Origin of the sequence: Bradyrhizobium sp. HKCCYLS3070 (genome assembly GCF_051167575.1) — a bacterium.
GTDB lineage: Bacteria > Pseudomonadota > Alphaproteobacteria > Rhizobiales > Xanthobacteraceae > Bradyrhizobium.
In genome coordinates, this window is record NZ_JBNPTI010000008.1 from 70,900 (window position 1) to 97,030 (window position 26,131).

Consider the following 26,131-nt stretch of genomic DNA (forward strand, 5'->3'; position numbering starts at 1 on the left):
GCGGACCGCCCATGGCCTTCTATTTCGTCCAGTTCCTGACCGGCCTTGCCAGTGCAGCCTCGCTGTTCCTGGTGGCGTCGGGACTGTCGATCATCTTCGGCGTCACCCGCATCGTGAATTTCGCCCATGGCGCGTTCTACATGCTCGGCGCCTATGTGGCCTTTTCGCTCACTGAGAGGCTGTCCGGTCCGCTCGGCTTCTGGGGCGGCATCGTCGTGGCAGCGCTCGCGGTCGCGGCCGTCGGCGTGCTCGTCGAGATCGTGCTGCTGCGCCGGATCTATCACGCGCCGGAGCTGTTCCAGCTGCTCGCGACCTTCGGCTTGACGCTGATGGTCGAGGATCTCGTTGTGCTGATATGGGGGCCGGACGACCTGGTCGGCCGCCGCGCGCCAGGATTGAAAGGTGCGGTCGATTTCTTCGGCCAGAACATTCCGAGCTACGACCTGTTCCTGATCGCGCTCGGTCCGATCGTGCTCGGGGTGCTGTGGTTGCTGTTCCAGCGCACCCGCTGGGGCATCCTGGTGCGCGCGGCGACGCAGGACCGTGACATGGTGGCGGCGCTCGGCGTCAATCAGAAGTGGCTGTTCACCTCGGTGTTCGCGGTCGGCGTCTTCCTCGCCGCGCTCGGCGGCGCGCTGCAGATCCCACGTGACGCGGTCCATCACGCGATGGATCTGCGCATCATCGTCGAGGTGTTCGTGGTCGTCGTGATCGGCGGCCTCGGCAGCATCCTCGGCGCCTTCGTGGCCGCGGTGCTGGTGTCGGAGCTCAACGCTTTCGGCATTTTGATCTTCCCCACGATCTCGCTGATCCTGGTGTTCCTGGTGATGGCGGTCGTGCTGGTCGTCCGGCCCTGGGGCCTGTTCGGTAAGAAGGAAGCGCCCGCGCGCCGCACGCCGGGCCTCACCGTTATTCCGTGGCGTCCGCTGAGCTCGGTCGAGCGGCTGGCGTCCCTCGTCGCTCTGGCGCTGGCAGCGATGCTGCCCTTCATCGCCGGCAACTACGCGCTGACCGTGGGCGCCGAGATCGCGATCTTCGTGATCTTCGCGGCGTCGCTGCATTTCCTGATGGCGGTCGGCGGGCTCGCCTCGTTTGGTCACGCCGCCTATTTCGGCCTCGGCGCCTATGGCGTCGCCTTCCTCGCCAAGATGGCGGGACTGCCGATGATCGTCTGCCTTTTGCTGGGCCCGCTGCTCGGCGCGCTCGGCGCAGCCGTGTTTGGTGCTTTCGCGGTCCAGCTCTCCGGCGTCTACTTCGCGATGCTGACGCTGGCGTTCGCCCAGATCGTTTGGTCGATCGCGTTCCAATGGGTGGCCGTGACCGGCGGCGACAATGGCATTCTCGGTCTCTGGCCGGAAAAGTGGGCGGCCTCGCCGTCGCACTTCTATTGGCTCGCACTGGGCGTGTCGGCGCTCGTGGTCAGCGTGCTCCGGCTGATTACTTTCTCACCCTTTGGCTACGCGCTGCGCGGCATGCGCGACTCGCCGCTGCGCAGCGAGTCGATCGGCATCAACGGCAAGCGTATCCAGTGGACCGCTTTCATCATCGCCGGTACCACGGCCGGCATCGGCGGCGCGCTGTTCGCGTATCTGAAAGGCAGCGTCTTTCCCGACAATATGGGCATCTCGCTGTCGGTCGATGCGCTGGTGATGGTGCTGCTCGGCGGCGTCGAGACGGTGCCTGGCGCGATCTTCGGCGCCATCGTCTACAAGGCGCTCAACATCTGGCTGGTCAGCCAGACCGACTGGTCGAAGCTCGTGCTCGGCATCTTCATCGTGCTGATCGTGGTGGTGTTCCCGAAAGGCATCGTGGGCGTGGTCGAAACCGTCATGCATCGGCGCCGCGCAGCGGCCCCCAAGGGGGCTTCGCTGTCGGCCAAGATGGAGGGCGCACAATGAGTCTCGGCGTGTCGCTGCTCTCCGTCGAAGGCCTGTCGAAATCCTATGGCGGCATTCACGCCGTCCGCAACGTGTCGTTCACGCTGCAGGCCGGCGAGATCCTCGCGCTGATCGGTCCGAACGGCGCCGGCAAGAGCACCTGCTTCGACATGCTCAACGGCCAGAACGTGCCGGACAGCGGCCGCATCACCGTGATGGGGCAGGAGACCACGGGGCGAAAGCCGCGCGAGGTCTGGCGGCTCGGAGTCGGCCGCACCTTCCAGATTACCGCGACCTATCCGACCATGACGGTGCGTGAGAACATCCAGGTCGCGCTGGTCTCGCATCATCGCCGCCTGTTCGATTTCTGGAGCCCGATGCTTGGCATCGAGCGCGACGAAGCCGATCGCCTGCTCGATCTCGTCGGCATGGCCGGCTATGCCGAGCGTCCCTGCGGCGAGCTCGCGTATGGCGACCTCAAGCGGCTGGAGCTTGCGATCGCGCTCGCCAACCAGCCGAAGCTGCTGCTCATGGACGAGCCGACCGCCGGAATGGCGCCGCGCGAGCGTGTCGAGCTGATGCGGCTGACGGCTGGAATCGCGCGTGAGCAGTCGATCGGCGTCCTCTTTACGGAGCACGACATGGACGTGGTATTCGAGCATGCGGACCGCATTCTCGTGCTCAATCGCGGCAGCCTCATTGCCGAGGGATCGCCAGCCGAGGTGCGCGCCAACCGGGAGGTGCAGGCGATCTATCTCGGCGAAGGGCTGCTGTATGATGCCGATCATCGCGAGGGAGCTCCGGCATGAAGCTGTCCGTCGCCAGTCTCAACAGCCACTATGGTCCGGCGCATATCCTGTTCGACATCGGCCTTGAGGTCGGCGAGGGCGAGGTGGTGGCGCTGCTCGGGCGCAACGGCGCCGGCAAATCGACGACGTTCCGCTCGATTGTCGGCCTGGTCGAGCTGCGCGAGGGCCAGATCATGTTCGAGGGCAAGGACATCTCGTCCGCGCCGACCCATGAGATCGTCCGCGCCGGCCTCGGCTATGTTCCGGAAGAGCGCCGCATCTTCACCGAGCTGACGGTGGAGGAAAACCTCGAGGTCGGTCGGCAGAAGCCGCGGCCCAATGCGCCGCAATGGACGCGCGAGAAACTCTATCAGTTGTTCCCCAATCTCGGCGAGATGAAGAACCGCCCGGGCGGGCGCATGAGCGGCGGCGAGCAGCAGATGCTCACCATTGCCCGTACCCTGATGGGCAATCCGTCGCTGGTGCTGCTCGACGAGCCCTCGGAGGGTTTGTCGCCGAAGATCGTCGAGCAGATGGTCGATGCGATCCTGACCATGAAGAAGGAAGGCGTCTCGCTGGTCGTCTCCGAGCAGAACCTGCATTTCGCCAAGCTGATCTCGGACCGCGCCTATATCATCGAGCGCGGCCGCATCTGCTTCTCCGGCACCATGGCCGAGCTCGACGCGCGGCCCGACATCCGCGACGCGCATCTGTCGATCTGAGGCGAGGGAAGATATGGCCAAGAGCGCCACGCTGAAGCGATCGGCAAGGACCGCAACGAAGACCGCGCCGAAGCCGCAGGCAAAGGCCGCCGCGAAGGCCACGGCCAAAGCGGCGAAATCAAATTACGTGCTCGACGATCAGATCGGCTTCATCCTGCGTCAGGTCTGGCAGCGCCACACGATGATCTTCGCGCGCGACATCGGCAGCAACCTGACGCCAACGCAATGGGCGGCACTGTCGAAGCTGGTCGAGACCGGGCCGTGCTCGCAGAACCAGCTCGGACGGTTCACGGCGATGGATGTCGCGACGATCAAAGGTGTGATCGACCGGCTGACCGCGCGCGGTCTCACCGAAACCAGCCCGGACCCGCAGGATGGTCGCCGGCTGCTCGTCAGCCTGACCCGCGCCGGCCAGCAGCTCGCGGAGAAGACCGCACCGCTCGCGCTCGCCATCTCCAAGGAAACACTGGCGCCGCTGGATGCGAAGGAACGCGAGACGCTGCTGGGGTTGTTGAACAGGCTGCGGTAGCCCTTCCTCCACGTCATTCCGGGGCGTCGCGAAGCGACGAACCCGGAATCCCGAGCTGAGGGAAAGAACAGCGCAGGCCAATCTCGGGATTCCGGGTTCGCCCTTTGGGCGCCCCGGAATGACTGTGTATGCCGCTCTACGACGATATTACTTCGCCACGACCTCCGGGATCTTCGTGGCCGGCGGCGTGTTGCGGCTGCGCTGGGTGCGGACGATGCCGTCGATGATGGTCATGCCGATACCCGGGAGATCGCCGAGCTGGACGCTGTCGAGCAAGGTCGTGGCCGGCGAGTGCTGCGCCTTGTCCATGATGACGAAGTCGGCGGAGCGGCCGATCTCAATCAGGCCGCAGTCGAGCTCGCGCATCCGCGCTGTGTTGCCGGTAGCGAAGCAGAACGCGATCTCGGCGGGGACGTCGCCGAGCGACGACAGCAGCGACACCATGCGCAGGATCCCGAGCGGCTGCACGCCGGAGCCGGCCGGCGCGTCGGTGCCGAGGATGACGCGGTGGAGATCGTTCATCTCGCGCGCGGTGCGCAAGGTGAACAGCGCCGAGCGCTCGTTGCCGTTGTGCACCAGCTCGAGCCCCGCCTTGCAGCCCTCGCAGATGCAGCGGATCTGATCGTCGGGCAGGGCGGTGTGGCCGCCATTGATGTGCCCGATGACGTCGGTGCCGGCCTCCAGCACGACGTCCTTGTCGATCAGGCCGGAGCCGGGGATCGACGGACCGCCGGTGTGAATGGTGCTCTGGATGCCGTATTTGCGCGCCCAGCCGACCATCTTGCGCGCGGTCGGGCCGTCCTTGACGCCGCCGAGGCCGACTTCGCCGAGCAGCTTGACGCCGGCCGCCGCGAGCTCCTTGAAATCGTCCTCGACCATCTCGCATTCGATCACCGGCGCGCCGGCATGCACCTTCACGCCGCCGGGGCGGAGCGTCCAGAATGCGCGCTGCGCGAAGATCGCCATCGCCTTCAGGCCGACGACGTCGCGCGGGCGACCGGGCATGTGCACCTCGCCGGCGGAGATCATCGTGGTGACGCCACCATGCAGATAGGAGTCGATCCAGTTGGTCTGGTTCTGCCGCGGCGTCCAGTCGCCGGCGACCGGATGAACATGGCTGTCGATCAGGCCTGGCGCCACGGTCGTGCCATGGGCGTCGACGATCGTGGTCGCGCCTTCGGTGTCGACGTCCTTGAAGCGGCCGATGCCCGTGATCTTGCCGTTCTCGGCGACGATCGTGTCGGCGTCCAGGATGGGCCGTTCCAGTGCGCCGGACAGCATCAGGCCGATGTTGCGGATGACCAGCTTGCTGGGACCGGTTGCTTGCGGCGCGTCATGGGCCATCGGGATGTCCTTCTTTCCTGGCAAGGTATTTGCGGCAGTTTGCGCCTGCACGCGGCGCAGCATCAAGCCGGTTTCGGTCATTCGTACACGAATGATCGGGTCCGGCAAGCTGCGGCCTGCACGAAGATTTGGCGCGGGTTGCCTACCCTTCAGACACTGCGCGGGCCCTATGAGCGCGGCGACATTCTCGGCTTCGGTCGCGAGTTCGACGTTCCCGTCCCCTGTGCTTGTGGCGGTGGTCTACGCGCTGGTGACGAACCGCACCCCTGGACGTTGCCGCCGCAATCCGGCATCACCTCGTGCGATTTTCTTGCGACGTGGGTGACGGCAGATGAGCGACGACCTCCACATGATCGGAGCGGGCGGCATCACCGCCTCGGTCAAGGCTGATGGCGCCGAGCTGTGCTCGTTGAAGACGGCCGGGGGCCTGGAGTTGCTGTGGCAGGCCGGAGCCGTCTGGCCGCGCCATGCGCCATGGTTGTTTCCGATCGTCGGCCGACTCAAGAATGACCAGCTCCACCACCGCGGCCAAACCTATCCGATGACGCAGCACGGCTTCGCCCGCGACCTCCCATTCACCTGGCTGGAGCGCGGGGCCGAGTCGTGCGTGTTGCAGCTGACCGACGACGAGACGACGCGGGCGCGCTATCCGTTCGCCTTCCGTCTCACGGTGAGCTACCGGATCACCGCTGATGCGCTGGACGTGGCGGTCGAGATCGCCAACCCCGGCGCGGAGGTTCTGCCAGCCTCGTTCGGATGCCATCCCGCCTTCAACTGGCCGCTGCTCCCCGGCCAGCCGAAGGAGAGCTATCGGCTGATCTTTGCAGAGCCGGAGCCGGCGCCGATCCGCCGTCTGACAGGAGGTTTGCTGCGCGAGCGGCCGGAGCCCTCACCGATCGAGGGGCGCGTTCTCCCGTTGAGCGAACGTCTGTTCGACGACGATGCCGTGATCCTCGATCAGCCGGCCAGCCGTTCGGTTCGCCTCGTCGGAACCACAGGACCGGCGCTTGAGTTAACTTGGGATCATTTTCGTCAGCTTGGAATCTGGTCGAAGCCCGGCGGCGTGCCGTTCCTGTGCATCGAGCCGTGGCGCGGTTTCGCCAGTCCGCTCGATTTCGACGGCGAGTTTGCGGCCAAGCCCGGCGTCATGCACATCGCCCCGGACTCTGCAGAGACGCTGCGATGCCGCATCCGGGTCGACGGATTGGTATGACTAATGCTCGCAGCGCCCATTTGCGTGCACAGCGGTAACTGTGACTCGTAGTTTTGGGCCTGGAAATGACGGCGCCGTGACCTACATCAGAGACGAGCGCGGAACTTTGGCTATGATGCGTCGAACGACCGGCGGTTGGTGGGCGCTTTCTCCGAACTGATAACGGTCGATCATCGAACATGACGTGCGGCGTGATGTCAGGCGCTCTTAGCTGGCTCTTGCAGCCGGGCAGCGCTGCGAGTTCGCCATCAGCCGGCGTGCAGAGATCTCGCGGCGGGGGCGCGTAAGTGACGTTACGCGGGGAACGGGAGGATGGGATGGTGTTGAGAGCTGTTATCGGCACGATTACATGCGCCGTGTTGCTCACGGCGGGCGATGCTGTGGCGGGGGCCTATCAGCCGGGTGACTTCCTCAAGCTTGATCTGTCGAAGGCCGTGTTGTCGCCGGAGCCGCTCGGCCCCGAGGCGCATTTCGAACCTGTGCCTATCGAAGCCAAATCAGATCGACCTGCGGTCGCCGTCCGTTCCGCGATCGACCCGGACGAGCGCTCCGCCATCCCGCGCGCCATCGCCAGCCGGCGCGCTCATGGCACCAGGACGGCCGAGCGGCCCCGCGGCGCCGCCCGCGCCAAGCTCGTCCATCGGCGCGGCAATCCGCTCGACGCGCAGGCGATGGATACGCGCATTCAGACCTGGCCGTGCCGGCCTGGCAGCGGCGGCATCTGTAACTGGCGCTGATCGGCGGGGCTACCCCGCGCGCCTGTTGCGTTCAGGAACCTCGCTCCCGACATCTTGATTGAGGCGGATGCCGGCTCGCTTGAACTCGCAAGCGGAGCAAAGGCAAGTTGAGCGCTTCCCGCCAAGGTCTTGATGTTCGAGGCTGCCGCCGGCGTTTGCTGGCGAATGGCTCGCGCGATTCCAGGAGATTTCATGAACGCCATCGACACCCAGGGTATCCGTCTGCCCAAGCTCGGGCTCGGCACCTTTCGCATGCAGGGCACTGTCTGCCGCGAGGCCGTCGAGAGCGCGCTTGCGCTCGGCTACCGCCACATCGACACCGCCGAGATGTATGCCAACGAGGACGCGATCGGTGCTGCACTTGCGGCAACAAATCTGCCGCGCGCCGAATTGCACGTCACCACCAAGGTCTGGCCGGAGAACCTCGCGCCGGACGCGATCCGTCGCGCATTCGACACGAGTCTGAGGAAGCTCAGACTGGATTTCGTCGATCTCTATCTCATCCACTGGCCGGCCAAGGGGATGAACCTGCCGGCCGCGCTGGAGACGCTGTTGAAGCTGAAGGAGGAGGGGCGTACGCGCGCGATCGGCGTCGCCAACTTCACTGTCGCGCTGCTGAAACAGGCGGTGGAGGACGTCGAGGCACCTGTTGCCTGCAATCAGGTCGAGTACCATGTGATGCTCGATCAGTCGAAGCTGATGGCCTACATGGCGAGCCGGTCGATTCCCCTGGTGGCCTATTGCCCGCTGGCGCAGGGACGCGCCGCCGCCGACGAGACGCTGGGGGCCATTGGCAGGAAGCATGGCTCGAGCGCCGCCCAGGTCGCACTGAAATGGCTGTTGGACCAGGATGGGGTAGCGGCGATCCCCAAGGCCGCGCGTCCGGAAAGTCAGCGTGCGAACTGGAATGCGATGAAGCTTCAACTCGATGATGAGGATCGTGCCACCATCGCGTCCCTCCCGAAGGACAAGCGCTTCGTCAATCCGGCCTTTGCGCCGGAATGGGACCGCTGACCACCACGCGGAGCCCTGCGAGAACGGACGTCAGAACGAACGCCACAGAAAATGGCCCCTCTCGGGGCCATTGCTGTGTCGAAGTTGCAGATCAGTCGCGCCGGATGATCACGGTGCGATCGTGATGGCGGTGGAACGGCCGGACATAGCGGTGAGGCCGGTACTCACGATGCATGCGGTATTCGGCGTGGGACCGATCCCAGCCGTGGTGGTAGTGATGGCCGCCACGCTTGATGACCACCGTCTCGGCGTTGGCGATCGACGGTGCCGCGAGCGCGACGACCGCAAGGGAAGCGAGCGCGAGAGCGATTTTCTTCATGTTGTCCTCCAGAATGAAAGTGCGGGATCAACTTGAAGTGTGAAAGAACGTTCCGCAGGAACTTCCACGAAGTTGCTGAATACACGTTCAGATTTGGTCTTCACGCTCGCGGGCGGACCGTGCCGTCCCCTCGAGCCTGCCGCGTCAGTCGCACTTCCTGAGCGCTGGCGTCGGCTTGCCGTTGGCGACGAAGCGGCCGTCACGAATGGTGTAGCTGTCGTCCTCGCCGCGATTGAACGCGGAGCGGATATTGCCGTCGGCGGTCCGGGTGATCCCGTTCTCTCGCGTCTGGCGCGCTTTGGGCAGCACGATCGAGAGCACCAGCGTCTGGTCCGCCTCGACGCGTGCGCTCGCCACCTGGTTGACGTCGGACGGATCGTGGTCACGACGATAGATCAGGTGACCATCGTCAGTGACTTCGTAGGAGATGATGGCGCCGCGGCCCTTGACCGCGGGTGCGCTGCAGTCGGCGGCCCAGGTTCCGATCAGGCCCCAGGTCCGAGCAACCTCGACGGTGTCGTCGGCCCGGGCGGCAGACGCTGATGATGCGCAGAGGACGATTGCGATGAGAGGGCGGGAGATCGAAATCATGCGGTCTCGGGGGGTGACTGCCGTGACATCTTAATGCACTGCGTCAACGGCGCAATGACAGAGCCGCGCCGAGATCGTTGGCACAAAGTCTCATTCTTTCCGGGCCGGCCTTGCTGGCGAGGGGGACAAGGCGCATGCTCCCCGCAACTACAAACAAGCGTGGGGAGGCTGACCATGTCTGCGCTGTCGCGCCGCAAATTCCTGCTGTCGTCCGGAGCGGCCGCCATGGCCGCGCTATCGGGTCCTGCCGGCGCCGCGGTGGGGCCGGCCGACAAGTTCGATCTGGTGATCAAGGGCGGCGACGTGATCGATCCAAGCCAGTCGCTCCGAGGCAAGCGCGACATCGGGATCCGCTGGGGCGTCGTCGAAGCGGTCGAGCCCGAGATACCGGCCGAGCGGGCGCTGCGGTCGATCGACGCCAACGGCCGGTTGGTGACGCCGGGCCTCATCGACCTCCACAGCCATGTCTATCCCTATGGCTCGGCGATCGGGATCCCGCCCGACGAACTGGTGCAATTCCAGGGCACGACGACGGTCGTCTCGGCCGGCGACGCCGGCGTCAACAATCTTGCGGCGTTGCGCCGCTTCATCGCCGCCCAGTCGCGGGCACGCATCTACGCCTTCGTCCACATCGCCAACAACGGCCTGTCGGCGTTTCCGGTGGCCGAGCTCTACAACATCGACAATGCGCAGGTAGACGCCTGCGCCATGGCGCTGGCGGAGAACCCGGACTTCCTGCTCGGGGTCAAGGTGCGGATGTCGGAGAACGTGATCTTCAAGCATGGGCTCGAGCCGCTGAAGCGCGGCATCAAGGCCTGCGAGCTGTGCGGCTGGCCGGCGCGGATGATGGTGCATATCGGTGGGGTCGAGACCGGCGAGTTGATGTCGCAGATCCTGGACCTGCTGCGCCCCGGCGACATCCTGACCCACGCCTATTCCGGCGCGCCGAATATGGGCGGCGCCTTCACCAACATCGTCCAGGACGGCAAGCTGCTGCCCGCGGCGCTCGCCGCCAAGCAGCGCGGCGTGCTGTTCGATGTCGGCCATGGCGGCGGCAGCTTCGATTTCACCGTGGCCGAGGTCGCGATCCCCGGCGGCTGCGGCCCGGACACCATCTCCTCCGACATCCATGTCTTCTCCGGCAACAGCCCGGGCATGCCGTTCCTGCCCAACGTGATGGCGAAATTCATCGCTATGGGATTTTCGTTGGAGCAGGTGGTGAGCATGGCGACCTCCGCGCCGGCCAAGATCATCAACCGTGCGCCGAAGATCGGCACTTTGCAGGTCGGCGCGCCCGCCGACGTCGCAATCATGGACCTGGTCGAGGGGCCCGTCAGCTTCGTCGATACCCGCGGCAACAAGCGCGACGGCAAGCTGCAGCTCAAGCCGGTGCAGACGGTCATCAATGGCGTGCCGTTCGGGCGGCCCTATCAGTCGCCCTTTTCGGTGCGGTGAGCAGCGCAATCACTCGATCGCGCGCGTCCGCTCCACGTTGGACGAGCGGAGCGGCACCCCGAACTCCTCCCGGCAGACGTCGGCGAGCACTGCGATGCCCTCGCGGATCTCCTGATGCGAGGGGCTGGCGAAGCACAGCCGCAGGCGGCTCCGCGCATGCGCGGCGTCGGTGGACCATTCCGATCCCGGATTGATCGAGACGCCGCGTTTGAGCGCTGCCTGTGACAGCTTCATCGCGTCAACCTGGTCCGGCAGCTTGACCCAGAGGAAGATCCCGCCCTTGGGCGGCGCGAACTCGGCGGCGGTGCCGAACTCCGCGTTGAGCGCCTCGACCAGGGTGTCCAGCTTGGCGCGCAGGCCCCGCACCAATTGCGGCACGTGGGTCGCGAAATGCGGTCTGCAATATTCCGCAAGCACCATCTGCTCCAGCGCGCCCGAGCCGGCATCGGTCTTGAGGGACAGCAGCACCGACATGATCTCCCAGGGGGCGACCAGGAAGCCGACCCGCAGCGCGGGCGCGACCGATTTCGAGAACGAGCCGAGGTGGATCACGCCGCCATGATCGGACATGCCGTGGATCGCGCGGGGCCGTTTGCCCTCCCAGATCAGGTCGGCATAGCAGTCGTCCTCGAACACCGGCACGCCGTAGGCGCGCGACAGCCACAGCAGCTCGGCACGGCGGCTTTCCGGCATGATGGTGCCGGTCGGATTCTGCACCGTCGGAATGGTATAGATGTATTTCGGCCGGATGCCGCGGTCCTTGAGATCGGCCAGCATCGTCGCCAGCGCGTCCGTTCGCATGCCGTCCTGGTCGAGCGGGATGCCGATGACCTTGACGCCCAGTCGTGCCAGCCGCGTCAGCGTGCCCTGGTAATTGTCCTGCTCGACCAGCACGGTGTCGCCGCGCGTGAGCAGCGCCTGATTGACGAGGTCGAGGCCCTGCAGCGAGCCGGACAGGATCATGATGTCGTCGGCGCGCGCCGACATGCCCGCGTCCCGCGTCAGCTTGGCGGCAAGAAAGTCCCGCAGCGGCCGGTAGCCTTGAGGCCCGTGCGCGAGGCCGTAGGTGGCGAGCGCGCGTCCCTCGCGGGCGAGCACGGCGTCGGCGGCCGCGCGCAAGCCCTCCACGGGCACGGCATCGGCGTCGTTGTTGCCGCCGACGAAGCTGTATTTTGCGAGTCCCGTCCAGCGCGCGGCGGGTGCGGGCAGGCCGGGGCTGAGGAGGGGTGCAAAATCGAATGCGGCCATGAGGCGCGGCTCCCTTGTTCTCGATTTGAGGCGACTTTAAACAGATACCAGGGCGCTTGTCCTGGCAGGGCCGGTCCTTTTCCCGGGGAAGGCGACCTTCGAGCGGCGGTTCCGCCGCTCTGGCGCGCGCCTGCGATCCCGGCTAAAGCAGCCCGGAAAAGCAGCGAGACTTGCAATGGCCGACTCGATCCAGGAAGTTCTGTACGCCTTCGCCAAGGGCGAGATGGTCGTCGTGACCGATGACGACGACCGCGAGGGCGAGGGCGATCTCATCGTCGCCGCCTCGCTCTGCACGCCCGACAAGATGGCGTTCATCATTCGCCATACCTCCGGCATCGTCTGCGCGCCGATCACCGCCGACGACGCGCGGCGGCTGCGGCTCGACCCGATGGTCGCGCACAATGATTCCAACCACACCACGGCCTTCACCGTTTCGATCGACTACAAGCCGGACGGTGGCACCGGAATCTCGGCCGAAGAGCGCGCCTCCTGCTGTCGTGCGCTCGCCAACCCGAATGCCGGTGCCGCTGATTTCGCGCGCCCCGGCCATATCTTCCCGTTGATCGCGCGTGACGGCGGCGTGCTGCTGCGCTCCGGCCACACCGAGGCGGCGGTCGATCTCTGCAAGCTCGCCGGGCTCCCGCCGGTCGGCGTCATCTCCGAGTTGATGAACGACGACGGCACGGTCATGAAAGGCGAGCAGGTCGTTCGTTTCGCCGCGGCCCACAATCTCAAGCATGTCACCATCGCCGATCTGATCTCGTACCGGCAGGCGCGCGAGAAGCTGATCGAACGGGTGTCGACCTTCACGACCGACAGCCCGATCGGGCCGCTGCAGGGCTTCGCCTACCGCTCGCCGTTCGATCCGATCACCCACGCCGCGTTCGTCTATAACGGCATCGGCGACGGCAAGAACGTGCTGACGCGGCTGCACAAGCCCAACATCGTGAAGGATCTGATCGCAGGTCCGCAGCGTATCCAGGCGGTGCTGCAGCACTTCAAGCGGGCCGGTCGCGGCGTGCTGATCTATCTGCGCGACGGCGCGGCCGGCGTTCCCGTCGAGCCGGTCGAAGAGCCGCATACCGCGGAGGCCGATCGCCACCGGCAGTGGCGCGAGGTCGGCGTCGGTGCGCAGATCCTGCGTGATCTCGGCGTGACCTCGATCCGGAACCTGACGTCGTCGGTGCATGACTACAAGGGCCTGTCGGGTTTCGGCATCGAGATCGTCGCCAACGAGCGGCTTGAAGGCTGAACTTCCAGGATTTAACCTCTCAACTGCTGCGACCCGTGCGCAGCGAGACGCGAAAGGACCATTCATGAGCGCGCGCCCTCAGGCAAAGGACAAGCCGGCCCAGTCGAGCTTCCAGTGGGACGATCCCTTCCTGCTGGACGATCAGCTGACCGAGGACGAGCGCATGGTGCGTGACACCGCGCGCGCCTACGCCCAGGACAAGCTGCTGCCGCGCGTGACCAAGGCCTATCTCGAGGAGAAGACCGACCGCGAGATCTTCAACGAGATGGGCGAGCTCGGCCTGATCGGCATCACCCTGCCGGAGGAATATGGCTGCGCCAATGCGAGCTACGTCGCCTATGGCCTCGTGGCACGCGAGATCGAGCGCGTCGATTCCGGCTACCGCTCGATGAACTCGGTGCAGTCCTCGCTGGTGATGTATCCGATCTATGCCTATGGCGACGAGAGCCAGCGCAAGAAGTATCTGCCGAAGCTCGCCAGCGGCGAGTGGGTCGGCTGCTTCGGCCTGACCGAGCCGGATGCCGGCTCCGATCCGGCCGGCATGAAGACCCGCGCCGAGAAGGTGGCCGACGGCTATCGCCTGACCGGCAGCAAGATGTGGATCTCGAACGCGCCGATCGCCGACGTGTTCGTGGTGTGGGCCAAGTCGGCCGCGCATGACAACCAGATCCGTGGCTTCATCCTGGAGAAGGGCATGAAGGGCCTGTCGGCGCCGAAGATCGGCGGCAAGCTCTCCTTGCGCGCCTCGATCACCGGCGAGGTCGTGATGGACGGCGTGGTGGTGCCGGAGAGCGCGCTGCTGCCCAACGTGTCCGGCCTCAAGGGGCCGTTCGGCTGCCTCAACCGCGCCCGCTACGGCATCTCCTGGGGCGTGCTCGGTGCCGCCGAGGATTGCATGCATCGCGCTCGCCAGTACACGCTCGACCGCAAGCAGTTCGGCAAGCCGCTGGCTGCCACGCAGCTGGTCCAGAAGAAGCTCGCCGACATGGAGACCGAGATCGCGCTCGGCCTGCAGGCCTCGCTTCGCGTCGGCCGCCTGATGGACGAGGGCAAGATGGCCCCGGAGATGATCTCGATCGTCAAGCGCAACAATTGCGGCAAGGCGCTCGACATCGCCCGCGTCGCGCGCGACATGCACGGCGGCAACGGCATCTCGATCGAGTATCAGGTGATGCGCCATGCCGCCAACCTCGAGACGGTCAATACCTACGAGGGCACGCACGACGTCCACGCGCTGATCCTCGGCCGCGCCATCACCGGCATTCAGGCGTTTTTCTAACTGCTGTGCGCGACGCCCATTCGCTGCATAGGGCGCTATACGCGGTCGCCGTTGCGCCCTCGCTGTCATCGTCCGCGAAAGCGGACGATCCAGCAATCACCGGCCCATCGAGGCTCATCGCCGTCTCGGAGTACTGGATCCCCTGCTTTCGCGGGGGATGACGGCAGCGAGTGAGGCAGGCGATCTGCCCCATGCACAGGGAAGGCACGCCATGGCCGAGAATGACGACGTCCCGTTCAACCGCAACTTCCCGCTTCGGGCGGGCGTCGTCGAGCAGGTCCGCCCGGGCATTCGCCGCGTCCTCTGCAACAATCCGAGTCCGTTCACCTTCACCGGCACGGTCAGCTACATCGTGGGGACCGGCAACGTCGCGATCATCGATCCGGGTCCGGACAACGAGGCCCATGCGCAGGCGCTGCTCGATGCCATCAGAGGCGAGACCGTCACGCACATCCTGGTGACGCACACGCATCGCGATCACTCGCCGAACACCGGCCGGCTGAAGGCCGCGACCGGCGCCACCGTCTATGCCGAGGGCCCGCATCGCGCCTCGCGGCCGCGCTACGAGAGTGAGAAGCACAGTCCGGAATCCGGCGTCGACCGCGACTTTGCGCCGGATGTCACCGTTGCTGACGGCGATGTGATCGAAGGGCGGGGCTGGCGGGTCGAGGCCGTGGCGACGCCGGGCCATACGGCCAACCATCTCGCCTTCGCCTGGGCCGAGCGCAGCACCACCTTCGTCGGCGATCACGTCATGGGCTGGGCGACGTCGATCGTGGCGCCGCCCGACGGTTCGATGGTCGACTACATGGCTTCGCTGGAGCGGCTCGCCGCGCGGCCCGAGGAGCTGTATTTCTCAGGTCACGGTCCGGAAATTCCGGAGGGACCGCGCTACACGCGCTTCCTGATGCGCCACCGCCAGGCCCGAGAGGCCTCGATCCTGCATCGCCTCGCCAAGGGCGAGGCCGACATCCCGACCATGGTGCGCGCGATCTATATCGGCATCGATCCACGGCTCACCACCGCGGCCGGCTATTCCGTGCTGGCCCATCTGGAAGACCTCGTCGCCCGCGGCGTGGTCGCGACGGAAGGTGATCCGGTGATCGGCGGGACGTATCGGCTGGTGTAGCGAATAGCGAGTAGGGGAAGAGTGCGAGCCGGGAAGACTTCGTTCCCTATTCGCTACTCCCTATTCGCCATTCGCCCCGCTCACTTCTTCACCGTCTTCGCATTGCCCTTCGCCGCCACCGGCGGCGGCGTGACCTTCTTCACCGGCTTCTGCGCCTCGGCCTCGCCGGCGTTGGACAGGTCCTCGATCAGCTTGGTCACGCGCGCGGCATTGCTGCCGATATCTGACTCGAAATAGCGCGAGGCGGAGCGGACGTCGACGCGGGAATCCTCACCGTCGGGCTGGATGCGGATCGAGATGTCCTCGCGGAAGCCCATGATCGGCGTGCGCGCGACCGCCTCGATGCGGCCGACGCGGCGCGGCGGCTGGGGCGCGCGTTCGTCGACCACGAACCATTTGCGCCGGTTGACCAGCTTCAGGGCGATCGCGTAGGCGCGATCGGGCGGCAGTTCGATCTGCACCGGCTCGATGTCCGGATAGAATTTCTGCTGCTGCTCGGCTGAATACAGCCCGGCATAGACGGCCGTGTTGGTGCCGTCGCCGTTGCGGAGCGGCGCCAAAGCCTCGAAGCGCGGCGGATCGATCGGGTCGGTGGTGATGTCATAGATCTTCGGCAGCTTGCGGTACTGGAGCGCGAGGTAGGCCGGATAGGCCAGCACCACCGCATCGATCATGAAGGCGAGCAGGATCCGGCTCATGCCGCGGCTGCCGTTGCGCCAGATCGCGACGAAGGCGGCAAGCCCGAGCAGGATCGACAGCACGGCGAGCCCCAGCGCGCCGAAGAACGTCGCCAGCGCCGGCTTCATCTCCAGAAAATCGAAGCGCAGGATCAGGATCGAGACCAGCACGGCGACGACCGAGAACACCGCCAGATTGCGGGTCCAGGTCGCGAGGCTGGAGATCGGCTCCGACAGATAGGGGGCGTGAAACCTGCGTGCCATCGTGTCAGGAACTGCCGGGGTTGGGCCGCTGCCTGCGTTGCCGGGCGGCCGGATCACCCCGTGTGAGACCACGCGGATGGCGCAAATTCAAGAGGCGTTTGGCCCGGAGAGGGCGGTTGATGCGGAGACCGCGTCAGGCGGCTCGGTCCGGGCGGCTGCGCAACGCCGTCAGCATCAACAGGACGGTTGCGATCGAGAAGGCTGCGCCGGTCGTGAACGTCGCCTGCGACCCATAGGCGTGCCACAGCGATCCCGCCAGCAGGCTCGCGACCAGCAGCGCAGCGCCGGTCACAAGGTTGAACAGGCCGAACGCGGTGCCGCGCAGATCCGGCGGGGCGGTATCGGCGACCATTGCCGACAGCAGCCCCTGCGACAGCCCGAGGTAGAGGCCCCACAGCGCGACGCCGATCGCGGTGCCGATCAGGCCGGGCACGAAGGCCAGCGTCAGGTCGGCGGCTGTCAGCACCACGAGGCCGCAGGTCAGCACGTTGTTGCGGCCGATGCGGTCGGAGAGGATGCCGGCGGGCATGGCGACGCCGGCATAGATCAGGTTCATCAGCACGTAGACCAACGGGATCAGGGCGAGAGCGAGGCCGTCGGCCTGCGCCTTCAGCACCAGGAACGCCTCGCTGAAGCGGGCCAACGCGAACACCGCGCCGGTGGCGACCACGATCCAATAGGCCGATGGCAGCCGGCGCAGCTCGCGCGCATGGACCGGCCAGTCCCGGCGCGCCGCAGGCGCGGTCTGCGCCGGCTCGCGCAGGCCGAACAGGATCAGCAGCACGGCAAGCGTGGCCGGCAGCGCCGACCACCAGAACACCGCCCGGAAGTCGTCGGCGTAGAGCGCCATCAGCGCCACGGCGAGGAGGGGACCGGCAAAGGCGCCGATCGTGTCGAGCGCCTGGCGCAGGCCGTAGCTCGCGCCGCGGATGCCTTCCGGCGTGACGTCGGCGATCAGCGCATCGCGCGGCGCCTCGCGGATGCCCTTGCCGATGCGGTCGACGAAGCGCGCCGCGAGGATCTGCCATGATGTGCTGGCGAGCGGAAACACCGGCTTGGTCAATGCCGCCAGCCCATAGCCGATTGCGACCAGCAGCTTGCGCTTGCCAATGCGGTCGGACAGTGCGCCGGAGAACACCTTGGTGATTGCGGCGGTCGCCTCGGACACGCCTTCGATCAGGCCGATGGTCACCGTGGAGGCGCCGACCACGGTCGCGAGGAAGACCGGCAGCAGCGCATGGATCAGCTCCGAGGAGATATCCATCAGGAGCGATACCAGCCCGAGCGTCAGCACCGTCGACGGTATGTCGCGCCATGTCGTAGACGCTGGGAGGCGCGCTCTTGAACTCATGCCCACCTTCTAGATGCGGCCCGGCATGCCCGCCTTGCGCCACGTCAACGCCACGGCGGCACGCAACGCCACGGCCCCGCCAAAGGGGAGGGGCCGTGGCTGCCTTGGTCAGGCTTGCGTCAGATGCTCAATGCGAATGCACCAGCGGGCAGGCGGACTCCGAAAGCTTGCCGAATGCCTCCTCGCCGGACATCGTCTGGATCAGCTTGTAGTAGTCCCAGGGGTACTTCGACTCCTCCGGCTTCTTGACCTGCATGATGTACATCTCATGCTCCATCAGGCCGTCGGCGCGGATCTTGCCGTTGGACGTGAACATGTCGTCGATCTTCATATTGCGCAGCTGGTCCATGACCTTGTCGGACTCGGTGGTGCCGGCCGCCTTCACGGCGTTGAGATAGGTGATCGTCGCCGAGTAGTAGGCGGCCTGGTTCATGGTCGGCTCGCGCTTGGTCTTTTCGTAGTAGCGCTTGGCGAAAGCACGGGTCTTGTCGTTGAGGTCCCAATACCAGCCGGTGGTGAGATAGAGACCCTGCGCGGTCTTCAGGCCGAGACTGTGGATGTCGCTGATGAAGGCGAGCAGTGCCGCCGGCTTCATCGTCTTGGCGATGCCGAATTCATCCGCGGCCTTGATCGAGTTCGTGAAGTCGTTGCCGGCATTGGCGAGGCCCAGAACCTGCGCGCCCGAGCCCTGCGCCTGCAGCAGATAGCTGGAGAAATCCGACGTGGAGAGCGGCACGCGGACCGCTCCGACCACCTTGCCGCCATTGGCCTCGACCACCTTGGACGCGGCTTCCTGCAACTGGGTGCCGAAGGCGTAGTCGGCGGTCAGGAAGAACCAGCTCTTGCCGCCCTGGCTGACCATGGTCTTGGCGGTGCCGTTGGCGAGCGAGGTCGTATCGTAGGCGTAGTGGACGGTGTAGGGCGTGCAGTCCTTGCCGGTCAGCGAGGCGCCGGCGGCACCGATCGCGATGAACGGTATTTTCTTCTCCTTGGCGGCGTTGGCCATCGCGAGGCTGACCCCCGTGTTGGAGCCGCCGAGGATCATGGTGACCCCGTCGCGATCGGCCCACTCGCGCAACTTCTGGGCGCCGACGTCCGGCTTGTTCTGATGATCGCTCTCCATGAACTCGATCTTGTTGCCGAGCACGCTGCCGCCGAAATCCTCGATCGCCATCTTTGCAGCCTCGACCCCGCCCGGCCCGATCACGTCGGCATAGAGCCCGGACATGTCGTCGATGTCGCCGATCACGACCTTGTTGCCAGCGGCGTGAGCGGCCGTGGCGGCCAGTGATGCTCCCAGCAGCCAGGGCAGCAGGCGGGTTGATCTTAGCATGGTGGCGTTCCCTCGTTTTTTATGGTGCCGGACCTTAGGAACGCTCCCATGGGCTTCCTATTCGCCTTTGGTCGAGGCGAGGGCGATGGAACTTTTTGCGCGGAACGCAAACGGCCCCCGCGGGGCGCAGGGGCCGTGAGTCTCGCGCGGAGCGGGAGTGGTTGCTAGGCAGCGGCGTTGGGGAAGCGATAGCTCTTGAACTGGTCGCGCAGCGCAGTCTTCAGGATCTTGCCCGTTGCCGTGTGCGGGATGCCGTCGACGAAGGCGACGTCATCGGGCATCCACCATTTGGCGATCTTGCCTTCCATGTATTTCAGGATGTCCTCGCGCGTCGTGGTCTGGCCGGGCTTCAACTGCACGATCAGCAGCGGGCGCTCGTCCCATTTCGGATGATAGACGCCGATGACGGCAGCCTCGGCGACGGCGGGATGGCCGACGGCGAGATTCTCGAGGTCGATCGAGGAGATCCATTCGCCGCCGGACTTGATGACGTCCTTGGAGCGGTCGGTGATGCGCATGTAGCCATGCTCATCGACGGTGGCGACGTCGCCGGTGTCGAAGAAGCCTTCATCGTCGAGGATGTTGCTGTCGACCTTGTAGTAGGCCTTCGACACCGCGGGACCGGACACCTTGAGCCGGCCGAAGGTCTTGCCGTCCCACGGCAACTCGGTGCCGGCATCGTCGGTGATCTTCATCTCGACCCCGAACGGCGGGAAGCCCTGGGTCTGCAGCACATCGAGCTTGGCGTCGCCGTCGGCGGCGAGGAACGGCGGCTTCAGGGTGGCGAGCGTGCCGATCGGGCTCATCTCGGTCATGCCCCAGGCATGGCGCACGCCGATGCCCATGTCGAGGAAGGCCTGGATCATCGAGCGCGGCATCGCCGAGCCGCCGCACACGACCATCTTCAGATGCGGCAGTTTGAGGTTATGCGCCTGCATGTGCTGCAGCAGCATCAGCCACACCGTCGGCACGCCGGCGGTGTAGGTCACCTTCTCGGTGTCGAGCAGCTCGTAGACGGACGCGCCGTCGAGCTTGGGGCCGGGCATCACCAGCTTGGTGCCCATCGAGGGAGCGGAGAAGGCAATGCCCCAGCTGTTGGCATGGAACAGCGGAACCACCGGAAGCATTGTGTCTGCTGCGGACGTACCGAGTGAATCCCGGCTATTGGCCATCAACGCATGCAGCACGTTGGACCGATGCGAATACAACACACCTTTCGGATCACCGGTGGTCCCGGACGTGTAGCACATCGCGGCTGCGGTGTTCTCGTCGAAGGTCCCCCAGGCGAAATCGCCGTCGGCCTCGCCGATCCACGATTCGTAGGCGACGGCATTCTTGAGCGTCGTCTGCGGCATGTGCGCGGCGTCGGTCAGCACGATGTAGCGCTCGACGCTCGGCAGCTTGTCGGCGAGCTTCTCGAGGATCGGCACGAACGTCAGATCGGTGATGACGATGCGGTCCTGGGCATGGTTGATGATCCAGCCGATCTGCTCGGGAAACAGGCGCGGATTGACCGTGTGACAGATCGCGCCGATTCCCATGATGCCGTACCAGACCTCGAGATGACGGCCGGTATTCCAGGCGATGGTGGCGACGCGGTCGCCCAGCTTGATGCCGTCGCGCGTCAGCTTCTGCGAGACCTTGAGAGCGCGGTCGTGGATTTGCCGATAGGTGGTGCGAACGATGGGGCCTTCGACCGAGCGGGTCACGACCTCCTGGGAGCCGTGGATTGTCGCCGCATGCTCGATGATCCGGTGACAAAGCAGGGGCCAGTCTTGCATCAAACCAAGCATCAGGTCGTTCCTCCGGTATTCGCTTGCAGCGAGGGTCTTTTGGTCTCTTTGGTCAATTTTAGCGCGCGCCGCACCCGACGCAAATGGGCTTGTGATGGCCACGACGTCGCGCCGGGCGTGATGGTTAGCGCTGTGGCCGTGGCGATCGCATTGAGCTGGCTCATGGCGGTGCCGGCGGCGGCCGCGAAATCGGCGCACCGCAGCCCGCCCGCGGCCTCTGAGCCCGCAGCGAAGCCGGCCGACGACGTTGCCAAGGTGCCGCTTCCGCAGCCGCGGCCAGCCGACGCGCCGGCGCGGCAGGCGGCCAACGGTGAGGATGCCGCTCCGCGCGACGCGGCCAGCGGCGGTCCGAAGGCGGATGTCCAAGCCCCGCCGCCGCCTTCGGCCTGCCGGCTGGCCCTGACCGAAGAGGTCGCGATCGCGCCATCGATTCCGCCGATCAAGGGGCCTGGCGGCTGCGGCGGCGAGGACCTGGTGCGGCTGGAGGCGGTGGTGCTGCCTGACAAGCGCAGGGTGGCGCTGACGCCCGCGGCGACCATGCGTTGTCCGATGGCGACCGCGGTCGTCAACTGGGTGCGCAACAACGTGGCGCCGCTGGCCGAGCGGCTCGGCAGCGCGGTCACCGCGCTCGACAATTTCGATTCATATCAGTGTCGCGGCCGCAACAATGTCAGCGGCGCGCAGCTATCGGAGCACGGCCGTGCCAATGCGCTGGATGTCCAAGGGTTCAAGCTGGCCGACGGCCGCCTGGTCGATCTCACCGACCGCACCCAGCCGCGCGATTTGCGCGAGGCGGTGCTGCACGCGGTCTGCACTCATTTCTCCACGGTGCTCGGCCCCGATTCCGACTGGTACCACGAGGACCACATCCATCTCGACCTGATGGAGCGGCGGAACAATTACCGGATCTGCCAATGGGACGTGCTGGATCCGCTGCCGAAGGTCGCGCCCCTGATGCCCGCCGCCAGACCCGAAGACGCGCCGCCACGCGAGACCGCGCAGGCCGGCACCGAAAACGCCCGGAAGAGCCCGAGCACCAAAGCCGAGCACAACGACGGCGGTCGCGCCGGCGCCGACGAGAGGAAGGCCGACCCCTCGGCCGCAGCGGAGAATCCTTCTGCTGACGACAGCTCCCGACGGGCCGACGCGGAAGCAGGGCCTCCGGCCACAAAGCCCGCTGCAACGGCCCGCAGCCGGCGGACCGCGTCCCAGTCGGCGCCTGAACAGCAAGAGCCCGGAAGCTCCGCGGCAGAGGCGCGCGCGCCGACCGCAGCTTCCGACACGGTGCGGAATGCAGCCGGGCGGGACCAGCGCGCACAGAACAGTCCCCGCGTGGGTCGGGCTTCGCCGTCGAAGCCGGCTTCTCGGACGCGCCATCACAGCCGTCGTGGCTGGGATCCTTTCCGCGGATTGTTCTAGCCCCCAAAACAAAAGGCGCCGGGTGACCGGCGCCCTTGGAAAGGCTGCTAAACGCGTTTCTCGGCTTTTTGATATCGTGCCGGCTTCAGCCGAGGCTCACTGCATCGCAGCGTAGGTGCCCCCGCCCTGCAGCGCCATCTGCGGCTTGTAGGGCGAATCACCCTTCTTCGGATCGAGTACCACGACGATGGTGCCGACCTTCACCCGGTTATAGAGGTCGATCGCGTCCTCGTTCGTCAGGCGGATGCAGCCCGAGGAGATCGAGGCGCCGATATATTCCGGCTGGTTGGTGCCGTGGATGCGGAACAGCGTGTCCTTGCCGTTGGCATAGAGGTACATCGCGCGCGAGCCCATCGGATTGTCGGGGCCCGGGGCGACGAAGGTCGGAACGCCCAGACGCTCGATCTCGCCCTTGGTCGGATGCCAAGCCGGCCACTCGGTCATGGCGCCGACCTTGGCAATGCCCGACCAGGCCATGGCCTCTTCGCCGACGGTGATGCCGTAGCGGATCGCCTTGCCGCCATCCAGCACGTAATAGAGGTAGTGGCTGTCGGAATCGACGACGATCGAGCCCGGAGCTTCCTTGCGGTGATAGTCGACGATCGCGCGCCGATAGGGCTCGGCCACCGGCGTGTTGGTGTAGCGGATCTTCGCGAGAAGTTCCTTGTCCTTCGGCTTGAAGGCCTGGGTGTTGGTCGCCTCGTACGTCGTGGCCTGCATGCAGCCCGACAGCATCAGGCCGGCGGCCAGGAGTCCGAGTTTCACCTTCAGCGACATGTCACCAATTCCAATCGACAGCTGACGTTGCAATGACACGGCCGCGCCACTGCAGCGCGATTCCACATGTCCCATTATCGTCAAAATCGTTCTCAATTCCAGCCGATACACGCACAGGTCACGCTGCAGCGCCGCGATTGTTGCTTTTTTGCCGCAAAGTTGCGGGCAGTCGTCCACAGCTGTGCTTCGAATGGCACGGTCAGCTCCCCCGCGGCGCCGCGCGAGAGGCCGCGGAGCATTGGCGCGAAAAGCCGATGGACCGGACTCGCAAGCTGCGTCACAAGGCGGCAGCATCCCACCGCTAAGTCCCCGAAATTCAGGTTTCGCGATTCGGAGTTTGTCCATGTTCTCGGTGTTCGTCCCGTCCGAAACCGCGCTGAAGAAGGCGGCGATCACCGATCCCGCGGCTCTGCCGGACAATGCGGTCTGGGTCGACCTGGTGAACCCGAGCAGTGCCGAGGATCGGGCCGTCGAAAAGCTGGCCGGGATTGCGGTGCCGACGCGCGAGGACATGCAGGAGATCGAGATCTCCAGCCGCCTCTATATCGAGAACGGCGCCCGCTACATGACGGCTACGCTGATGTGCCACTCGGACTCCGATATGCCCAGGACCACCGCCGTCACCTTCATCCTGGCGGGCCACCGTCTGGTGACGGTCCGCTACGACCAGCCGCGACCGTTCGCCGTGGTGGAGGCAAAGCTCGCTCGCAACTGTGCGCCCGGGATCACCGGCGAGATGGTGCTGATGGAGTTGCTCGATGCGGTAATCGACCGCTGCGCCGACATTCTCGAGAAGGTCGGGGCCGATATCGACCAGGTCAGCCACGAGATCTTCGAGCCGAACAATGAGCGTCACGGGCACGCCAAGCAGTATTCGCAGATCCTGATCGCGATCGGGCGCAAGGGCGACCTGACCTCGAAGGTGCGTGAGAGCCTGGTGTCGATCGGTCGTCTCGTCACGTTTCTCTCTGCGGTCGTCGAAGGCGTGAAGTGGTCGAAGGATATGCGCGAGCAGCTCAAGACCATGCAGCGCGACGTCGCCTCGCTGACCGACCACGCGTCCTATCTCGCGGGCAAGATCACCTTCGTGCTGGATGCGATGCTCGGTGTCGTCAACCTCGAGCAGAACAACATCATCAAGTTGTTCTCGGTGATGGCGGTGGTGCTGATGCCGCCGACCCTCATCGCGTCGATCTACGGCATGAACTTCAAGATGATGCCGGAGCTCGAATGGGTGCACGGCTATCCGATGGCGCTGGTGCTGATGCTGATCTGTGCGATCGTGCCGTACTACATCTTCAAATTGAAGAAGTGGCTGTAGTGCCGCTGGCCTGAAAATCCAGGCTCTGGCGACAAATCTGGGCGAGGCCTGCGACATTGTGCCGTCATTCCAGGTGATGCCTCATTCGCGCCCCGTTGTTAGCAGCGGGGCAGAGTCCGTCGCTATGCACCTCAGGTGACACAAGCGGTGAGATGCAACACATAATAGGAAATACTTGTTAGGCCGGCTGCAATGCCGCTGCAAAGCCGCCCCAATTCCTCAGGTAAAATTTGACGGGAACGCTGAACGTTTGATCGAAACTTCTCTGCGATAAATCTGCACCAGCATGACAAACAACGAGCGCCTCGGCGCGTGGCATGCAAGGCAGAGCTCGAGGGCGCGTTCATCGCGCCTTATCCAAGAGGCGGCGGCAATGGTTGAGAAACGCATAATGGCATCGAACAACGTGATCGATCTTGCCAGCTATCAGCGCAGCCGCGCCGACATCGTCGTGGCCCATGCGCTGTCGCCGCGCACCTGCCGCTACTGCGGCGCCGATCTCGAGGAGGACGAGCGCGACGATGATTGCTCCAGCGCCCTCAACGTCGAGTCCGACCGCCTGCGCTGGCGCGCCGCGCAGATTCTGCGCGGTTTGGTGTGCGAAGGCTGAACGACCGTTCTCGACCGGACGGTATTCAGGCAATGCCGCCCGCGCAGCCAGCGACTGGAAATTCAGTACGCCGATCCCATCCCATGAACAGCGTTCCCTCCGGGAGCGCTGTCTTGTTTGTGGTGGTCGGTAGGTCCGTATCGATCTTCGGAGATGGCGTTAATCACGCCTTCGCGCGGTCATCGGGAACTTGCCGAACGTGGCAAGCCGCCATGAACCAAATCGAACACGGGCAACCGTCTCCGCGCCGAATGGCTCAGACGTGCTGGCCGCCGTTGATGTGGATCTCGGCGCCGTTCACGTAGGAGCTGGTCTCCGAGCACAGCACGTAGATGATCTTGGCGACTTCGTCGGGCGTGCCGAGGCGCTGCATCGGGATCTGCTCCTGCACGATCTTCTCGGTGCCCGGCGACAGGATCGAGGTGTCGATCTCGCCCGGCGCGATCGAGTTGACGCGGACGCCGACCCGGCCGAAATCCGACGCCATCTCGCGGGTCAGGGCGGCCAGCGCCGCCTTGGAGGTCGCGTAGGCCGCGCCGGCGAAGGGATGCACGCGCGAGCCGGCGATCGAGGTGACGTTGACGACGGAGCCCTTGGCCGCCTTCAGCTCCTTGATCAGGCCGCGCGCCATCATGATCGGCGCGAAGAAGTTGACGCGGAAGACGTGATTCCAGGTGTCGAGGTCGGTGTCGACGGTGCCGAGCCGGGCACCGCCCGCGCCCTTCGGCGAGATCGCGGCGTTGTTGACCAGCGCGTGCAGCTCGCCGCCGTCGATCCGCTGTTTGATCTCGGCGATCGCGCGCACGGTGTCCTGGGGATCGGACAGGTCGACCTGGACGTGGTCCTCGGGGCCGGCGCCCCACGGGCATTCTTCGGGAAAGGGGTGCCGCGAGCAGGTGAGGACGCGCCAGCCGGCTGATGAGAAGCGGATCACGGTGGCATGACCGATGCCGCGGCTGGCACCGGTCAGCAGCATCGTGCGCCGTGGCTGATTGGAAGAGGTCGGCATGAACTGCGTCTTTCACGATCCCGGACGGGATCAACTTACCACAATGGTTGTGCGTTCGGCGCCTGATTCACGCGCGCGAT

Annotated in this window: 24 protein-coding genes; 14 read left to right on the plus strand and 10 right to left on the minus strand. The window is 65.6% G+C overall.

Annotated elements, in window-relative coordinates; all coding sequences use genetic code 11:
- Positions 1-11: 11 nt before the first annotated feature.
- The 4 genes from ACQR03_RS23255 to ACQR03_RS23270 are packed head-to-tail and all read left to right on the plus strand — an operon-like array spanning position 12 to position 3,916.
- Positions 12-1,898, plus strand: a complete 1,887-nt coding sequence (locus tag ACQR03_RS23255) for an ABC transporter permease (RefSeq protein WP_434841924.1) — start codon at positions 12-14, stop codon at positions 1,896-1,898.
- Complete coding sequence (locus ACQR03_RS23260) at positions 1,895-2,686, plus strand: ABC transporter ATP-binding protein (protein WP_315813534.1); 792 nt, start codon at positions 1,895-1,897, stop codon at positions 2,684-2,686. The genes ACQR03_RS23255 and ACQR03_RS23260 overlap by 4 nt, the downstream gene beginning before the upstream one ends.
- A complete protein-coding gene (locus ACQR03_RS23265) occupies positions 2,683-3,387 on the plus strand; it encodes an ABC transporter ATP-binding protein (protein WP_315715507.1) in 705 nt (234 codons plus the stop codon). Before ACQR03_RS23260 ends, ACQR03_RS23265 begins: the two co-directional genes overlap by 4 nt.
- Before the next feature lie 13 nt (positions 3,388-3,400).
- Positions 3,401-3,916: a MarR family winged helix-turn-helix transcriptional regulator gene (locus tag ACQR03_RS23270; RefSeq protein ID WP_316164241.1), complete on the plus strand. Its 516-nt coding sequence runs from the start codon at positions 3,401-3,403 to the stop codon at positions 3,914-3,916.
- A 147-nt stretch (positions 3,917-4,063) separates the two neighbouring features.
- Here the strand turns inward: ACQR03_RS23270 and ACQR03_RS23275 are convergent, their stop codons facing one another.
- The gene (locus ACQR03_RS23275; protein WP_434841968.1) at positions 4,064-5,260 is read right to left on the minus strand and encodes an amidohydrolase family protein; all 1,197 of its coding nucleotides are present in this window, start codon (positions 5,258-5,260) and stop codon (positions 4,064-4,066) included.
- Between the two features lie 331 nt (positions 5,261-5,591).
- On the opposite strand from ACQR03_RS23275, the gene ACQR03_RS23280 reads away from it, so the two are divergent.
- The 3 genes from ACQR03_RS23280 to ACQR03_RS23290 all read left to right on the plus strand — a co-directional run bounded on the left by ACQR03_RS23280 (position 5,592) and on the right by ACQR03_RS23290 (position 8,224).
- Positions 5,592-6,473, plus strand: coding sequence for an aldose 1-epimerase family protein (locus tag ACQR03_RS23280; protein ID WP_316174758.1), 882 nt, complete (start codon positions 5,592-5,594; stop codon positions 6,471-6,473).
- A 317-nt stretch (positions 6,474-6,790) separates the two neighbouring features.
- Entirely contained in the window at positions 6,791-7,210 is a 420-nt protein-coding gene (locus ACQR03_RS23285) for a hypothetical protein (RefSeq protein WP_316193379.1), read from the plus strand.
- A gap of 192 nt (positions 7,211-7,402) precedes the next feature.
- A complete protein-coding gene (locus ACQR03_RS23290; protein WP_434841925.1) occupies positions 7,403-8,224 on the plus strand; it encodes an aldo/keto reductase in 822 nt (273 codons plus the stop codon).
- A gap of 91 nt (positions 8,225-8,315) precedes the next feature.
- On the opposite strand, the gene ACQR03_RS23295 is transcribed toward ACQR03_RS23290, so the two are convergent.
- Together ACQR03_RS23295 and ACQR03_RS23300 are read right to left on the minus strand one after the other, a co-directional pair.
- Positions 8,316-8,543 (minus strand): hypothetical protein, encoded by a 228-nt coding sequence (locus ACQR03_RS23295; RefSeq protein WP_315715512.1) that lies wholly within the window; start codon positions 8,541-8,543, stop codon positions 8,316-8,318.
- Positions 8,544-8,687: 144 nt separating this feature from the next.
- Complete coding sequence (locus ACQR03_RS23300) at positions 8,688-9,134, minus strand: hypothetical protein (RefSeq protein WP_315752075.1); 447 nt, start codon at positions 9,132-9,134, stop codon at positions 8,688-8,690.
- Between the two features lie 174 nt (positions 9,135-9,308).
- On the opposite strand from ACQR03_RS23300, the gene ACQR03_RS23305 reads away from it, so the two are divergent.
- Positions 9,309-10,589 carry an amidohydrolase/deacetylase family metallohydrolase gene (locus ACQR03_RS23305; protein ID WP_315752074.1) on the plus strand — a complete coding sequence of 427 codons (1,281 nt, stop codon included), beginning with the start codon at positions 9,309-9,311 and terminating at the stop codon, positions 10,587-10,589.
- 9 nt (positions 10,590-10,598) lie between these two features.
- Here ACQR03_RS23305 and ACQR03_RS23310 read toward each other — a convergent pair whose 3' ends face one another.
- Positions 10,599-11,837 (minus strand): PLP-dependent aminotransferase family protein, encoded by a 1,239-nt coding sequence (locus ACQR03_RS23310; RefSeq protein ID WP_316193377.1) that lies wholly within the window; start codon positions 11,835-11,837, stop codon positions 10,599-10,601.
- 175 nt (positions 11,838-12,012) lie between these two features.
- Between ACQR03_RS23310 and ribB the strand changes: the two genes are divergently transcribed.
- The 3 genes from ribB to ACQR03_RS23325 all read left to right on the plus strand — a co-directional run bounded on the left by ribB (position 12,013) and on the right by ACQR03_RS23325 (position 15,497).
- Complete coding sequence (gene ribB, locus ACQR03_RS23315) at positions 12,013-13,089, plus strand: 3,4-dihydroxy-2-butanone-4-phosphate synthase (RefSeq protein WP_315715516.1); 1,077 nt, start codon at positions 12,013-12,015, stop codon at positions 13,087-13,089.
- Positions 13,090-13,153: 64 nt separating this feature from the next.
- Positions 13,154-14,368 (plus strand): acyl-CoA dehydrogenase, encoded by a 1,215-nt coding sequence (locus ACQR03_RS23320; RefSeq protein WP_315715517.1) that lies wholly within the window; start codon positions 13,154-13,156, stop codon positions 14,366-14,368.
- A gap of 211 nt (positions 14,369-14,579) precedes the next feature.
- The gene (locus ACQR03_RS23325; protein ID WP_316171894.1) at positions 14,580-15,497 is read left to right on the plus strand and encodes an MBL fold metallo-hydrolase; all 918 of its coding nucleotides are present in this window, start codon (positions 14,580-14,582) and stop codon (positions 15,495-15,497) included.
- An 80-nt stretch (positions 15,498-15,577) separates the two neighbouring features.
- On the opposite strand, the gene ACQR03_RS23330 is transcribed toward ACQR03_RS23325, so the two are convergent.
- The 4 genes from ACQR03_RS23330 to ACQR03_RS23345 all read right to left on the minus strand — a co-directional run bounded on the left by ACQR03_RS23330 (position 15,578) and on the right by ACQR03_RS23345 (position 20,915).
- Positions 15,578-16,438 carry a DUF1499 domain-containing protein gene (locus ACQR03_RS23330; RefSeq protein WP_315715519.1) on the minus strand — a complete coding sequence of 287 codons (861 nt, stop codon included), beginning with the start codon at positions 16,436-16,438 and terminating at the stop codon, positions 15,578-15,580.
- Positions 16,439-16,571: 133 nt separating this feature from the next.
- Positions 16,572-17,789, minus strand: coding sequence for an MFS transporter (locus tag ACQR03_RS23335; RefSeq protein ID WP_316171895.1), 1,218 nt, complete (start codon positions 17,787-17,789; stop codon positions 16,572-16,574).
- A 127-nt stretch (positions 17,790-17,916) separates the two neighbouring features.
- Positions 17,917-19,122, minus strand: a complete 1,206-nt coding sequence (locus ACQR03_RS23340) for an ABC transporter substrate-binding protein (RefSeq protein ID WP_315715521.1) — start codon at positions 19,120-19,122, stop codon at positions 17,917-17,919.
- A gap of 164 nt (positions 19,123-19,286) precedes the next feature.
- Positions 19,287-20,915 (minus strand): fatty-acid--CoA ligase, encoded by a 1,629-nt coding sequence (locus tag ACQR03_RS23345; protein ID WP_315752068.1) that lies wholly within the window; start codon positions 20,913-20,915, stop codon positions 19,287-19,289.
- Positions 20,916-21,065: 150 nt separating this feature from the next.
- Here ACQR03_RS23345 and ACQR03_RS23350 point away from each other — a divergent pair, with 150 nt between their 5' ends.
- The gene (locus ACQR03_RS23350; RefSeq protein WP_434841926.1) at positions 21,066-22,334 is read left to right on the plus strand and encodes an extensin family protein; all 1,269 of its coding nucleotides are present in this window, start codon (positions 21,066-21,068) and stop codon (positions 22,332-22,334) included.
- A 96-nt stretch (positions 22,335-22,430) separates the two neighbouring features.
- On the opposite strand, the gene ACQR03_RS23355 is transcribed toward ACQR03_RS23350, so the two are convergent.
- On the minus strand, positions 22,431-23,111 hold the full coding sequence (locus tag ACQR03_RS23355; protein WP_011925214.1) for a L,D-transpeptidase: 681 nt from the start codon (positions 23,109-23,111) through the stop codon (positions 22,431-22,433).
- Positions 23,112-23,454: 343 nt separating this feature from the next.
- On the opposite strand from ACQR03_RS23355, the gene ACQR03_RS23360 reads away from it, so the two are divergent.
- Positions 23,455-24,432, plus strand: coding sequence for a magnesium transporter CorA family protein (locus ACQR03_RS23360; protein ID WP_316226605.1), 978 nt, complete (start codon positions 23,455-23,457; stop codon positions 24,430-24,432).
- A gap of 391 nt (positions 24,433-24,823) precedes the next feature.
- Positions 24,824-25,042, plus strand: a complete 219-nt coding sequence (locus ACQR03_RS23365) for a hypothetical protein (RefSeq protein ID WP_409998659.1) — start codon at positions 24,824-24,826, stop codon at positions 25,040-25,042.
- Between the two features lie 256 nt (positions 25,043-25,298).
- On the opposite strand, the gene ACQR03_RS23370 is transcribed toward ACQR03_RS23365, so the two are convergent.
- Positions 25,299-26,051: an SDR family NAD(P)-dependent oxidoreductase gene (locus ACQR03_RS23370; protein WP_315715526.1), complete on the minus strand. Its 753-nt coding sequence runs from the start codon at positions 26,049-26,051 to the stop codon at positions 25,299-25,301.
- Positions 26,052-26,131: the final 80 nt, after the last annotated feature.